At 38.3% G+C, this 3797-nt stretch carries 2 protein-coding genes; one reads left to right on the top strand and one right to left on the bottom strand.

Going from position 1 to position 3797, the window contains the following annotated elements:
- Positions 1-452: 452 nt before the first annotated feature.
- Positions 453-1394: an SMP-30/gluconolactonase/LRE family protein gene (locus E1171_RS05375; RefSeq protein WP_187696272.1), complete on the top strand. Its 942-nt coding sequence runs from the start codon at positions 453-455 to the stop codon at positions 1392-1394.
- 788 nt (positions 1395-2182) lie between these two features.
- On the opposite strand, the gene E1171_RS05370 is transcribed toward E1171_RS05375, so the two are convergent.
- Positions 2183-3709, bottom strand: a complete 1527-nt coding sequence (locus E1171_RS05370; RefSeq protein ID WP_343031302.1) for an MATE family efflux transporter — start codon at positions 3707-3709, stop codon at positions 2183-2185.
- Between the last annotated feature and the right edge of the window lie 88 nt (positions 3710-3797).

Here is a 3797-nt window from a genome sequence, read left to right as displayed (position 1 = left end):
CTAATTTTTAGGTTGTTAAAAGCACAAAAGTGAAAGGAATTAAAATTACTTTTGTTTGTATCACAATTCACATATTTTGGTTCAGGAGTAACAAGGTTTAATGCCTCTTCAAAATTTGTAATTGGCTTAATACCCCTTTCAGCGACAGTTAATCCTAGCACTTCTCCCCCATCAAAAAAAGACCCATAGCAGCATAAGTAATTTGGTTATGCGTCGCCTCTGTCGATTCTATTCCTTTTTAGCCCGAACAGGTGCCTTGTACTACCACAAGTACTTCAATTTTCGTATATTGAGGCATCAACAAATATTTAATATGAGAAGCTAGAACCTGGGTATGGAGTAGACCTGATAATTGATGCTTACTCTATGGACAATCCATGGATAATATACACATCACAAGACAAGGCCTTACTCAGACTTTTGACAAATATTTAAGGAAATTTACAATGCAAATGAAGACATTTTTTACAATTCTGGTTTTGACAACTTTAATGGCTTGTCATAAAAAGGATACCCCAACAACTACTTTGAACTTTGAAGAGGACTTGATGCCAGAAGGCATAACTATTGATCCTCAATCTAAAACGCTATTTCTAAATAGCATGAAGTATAACAAAATAGTAGCCAGTAAGCTTGATGGTAGTGAACCAGGAAATTTTATTGAAAACAACGAATACGGTTATCTATCAGGCTTTGGGATGACGATAAAAGGGGATACATTGTATGCACTGGGTGACTCTTATTCAGGAAATAATAATCAATCAATTTTGCTTCTTTTAAATGTTAAGACGGGTGATTTAGTGGATTCATATACGCTTCAGGATACTACTTTTACACTCCTAAATGATTTAGCAATTAGCTCAAACAATGAGATTTTTATTACAGAGACGCGGAATAATAAAATATATAAAATACAGAGACCAAATAAAGTGCTCGAGGTTTATTTAGACTCTGAGGAAATAGCGCATCCTAATGGGATTAGCATTTCAGAAGATAATAAATACCTTTATGTGGCTTCCAGGACGAAAGGAATTAGAATTATTGATATTTCCTCAAAAAAAATACTCAATGAATCAAACAAAGATTTAGGAGGTGTTGATGGTTTAAAGTATTATAACAATAGTTTAATTGGCATAGTGAATGCTAAAAGAGATGTTAATGAACATGGCGTTTTTAGATATTTTTTAAGTAAAGAAGGGGATTCCATTACCCATATAGAAAAAATCATTCCTTACGGAGAAAACTTTGAAGTTCCCACCACTCTCGACATAGTGGATGGTCACTTATACTACATCACCCAATCTCAATTGCTTAACTATAATTATGAAACAAAGGAAGTTTTAGACACTACTAAGCTAAAACCCTATGTTTTAATGAAAAAGAGAATTGAATAGCATGAATCATTCAATTGTGAGGAGCCAGTTCTAACGGACTGGACTTACATAATGAAAAAAATCCCCAAATTAGAAGTTTACCTACTTGGTTATCTTTATTTTAAAATCAGCCCTTATCCTACCCTAACCCCATTTTTTATACTTTCTTCAAAAAGTCGGAGGAAAGTATAAAAAATGGGGTTGAAAAATCTCTGATATGGGTTATGAAGCTATCATAACTAAGTTGGAAAACCTGGTGGGTAAGAATGGAAAAAAAGTTTTAAGAATTCATCGCTTTTGCCTTTCTTCCAAAAAATTGCTTTTAGTGTAGACATGGGAAGAATGATTTATCTCTTTGAGAGCAGGAATGGGAAAGTTCATCGGGTGAAGCAAAAGACAAAGGAGATATCAATTCTTCTAAAAACATTCATAGGGTTTGGATCAACCCTAAGGGGAGAATTTGTAAGACACCAGAGACAAACTGGATAGCTTCGTTTATACCTTAGAATGTCACTTGTTTTAACTGTAAGAGTATGTCAGGCTCAGATTGTATAAACCTACGATTAGCCAGTAGAATTGAATTAATCAAAAGTTAGCTTAATAATCACTAAGATATCCTCATGTCTCCCGATTTGGCCAACAATTTGGGAATCCTCCAGGTTACTTCTTTTTCTGATCCTTCACTTTAGCCTAGAACTGGGCCGTCTTGTTTTACCTGAAGGATGTTTTATAGAAAAATTAATCCTTCAGTGGTTTAAGGTTCTCTTAGGCTTGGAAAAAGTCTTATGATTTGTAAAGTCCAAGGCATATTATACCTTCACCGTCTTCCACCTACCACGTTTAAAAAGCCAAAGGGTAAACAGCCCCACAGAGGTTTCCGAAAAGAATACCGCCCAAAACACGCCGGAGTGTGCCCAGCCTAGTTTTATAGCCAGCAAATAAGCCAGCGGAATCTGAATCAGCCAAAAAAAGACCAAGTTGATCTTGGTTGGTGTGCGGGTGTCGCCCGAACCATTGAAAGCCTGCACGGATACCATCCACCAGCCATAAACAAAATAGGCATAAGACAAAATACGAAGCCACTCTCCTCCAATGGCGATCACCTGCACATCCTCTGTAAAAATACTCACAAGGGCTTCATTAAAAAAGAAGTAAATCAGAGATACTCCAATCAGAAAGATCATGTTGTAAAAACCGATCTTCCAAACAGAAGACTCAGCCCGATCCAGATTTCCCGCTCCCAGGTTTTGCCCTACAAGTGTTGCTGCGGCATTGGAAAGCCCCCAGGCGGGCATCAGCGTAAATAACATTACTCTCAAGGCGATAGTAGCACCTGCAACAGCTTCACTGCCTACATCAGCCAGTATTCTCATCAGGAAAATCCAGGAAGTCATTGCCACGATCATCTGTCCAACCCCACCAAGGGAGGTGCGCAGGATGTTCAGGATAACCTTGGCATCCCAATAAAGATCTGAGAACAGCACACGGATATGCTTCCCCCCTTTGGCGAGCGTCCAGATTTGAATGCCCACTGCAATGCCTCTACCAATTGTAGTGGCAACAGCAGCACCTTCAATGCCCAAAGCAGGAATTGGTCCCCAACCAAAAATCAGTAGAGGGTCTAATATAATGTTCAGTCCATTGGCGATCCATAACACCCGCATAGCTATAGCCGCGTCCCCGGCTCCACGAAAGATGGCATTGATAACAAATAGCAGGATGATAATCCCGTTTCCTCCCAGCATCCATTGTGTATAGCGATAGCCATTTTCTATACTCCACTGATCCCCACCCATCAAAGCAAGTAGTTCTTTAGCAAAAAAGATCCCTGCAATTGCAAAAGGTAGGGAAACGAGTAAGGACAAAAAAATTGCCTGGACGGCTGATTTCCCAGCATCCTCTTTATTTTTTTCTCCAATTCTCCGTGCAATAATGGCTGTTACAGCCATCGAAAGCCCCATCGCAATGGAGTAGAGTAAAAAGAGATAAGTTTCTGTAAGGCCTACAGTGGCCACTGCGGACGACCCGAGTTGCCCAACAAAATAGATATCCACCACAGCAAAGGTGGATTCCATAACAAGCTCTAGTATCATGGGAACCGCCAGTAGGAAGATGGCCTTTTTCAGATCGATCCTAGTGTAATCAGCATCTGTCCCGCGTATAGCCTCATTAAGTGATTTCCAGAGGGAACGCTTTGGTGGAGCAGGGGCAATAAGTTTATCATTTTGATTTACCATAGGTAAAAGTTGAGAAACTTTTTTTAAAAATTTAAATCTATATAAACTATTAGTTAAATTAATTTCCTTTGGAACATAATATAACGGCTTATGCTTCAAATTTTAAAAATTGACTGTTTAGGAAGTCATCATTTCCTAAAAATAAGCCTTAATTTTCAATTTTAGGGGATTAAAATTTTAAAAAAAA

The sequence above is a fragment of the Xanthovirga aplysinae genome, from assembly GCF_009711365.1.
GTDB lineage: Bacteria > Bacteroidota > Bacteroidia > Cytophagales > Cyclobacteriaceae > Xanthovirga > Xanthovirga aplysinae.
Note: the sequence above shows the minus strand (reverse complement) of the source record. Positions and strands in the feature narration are given on the sequence as shown.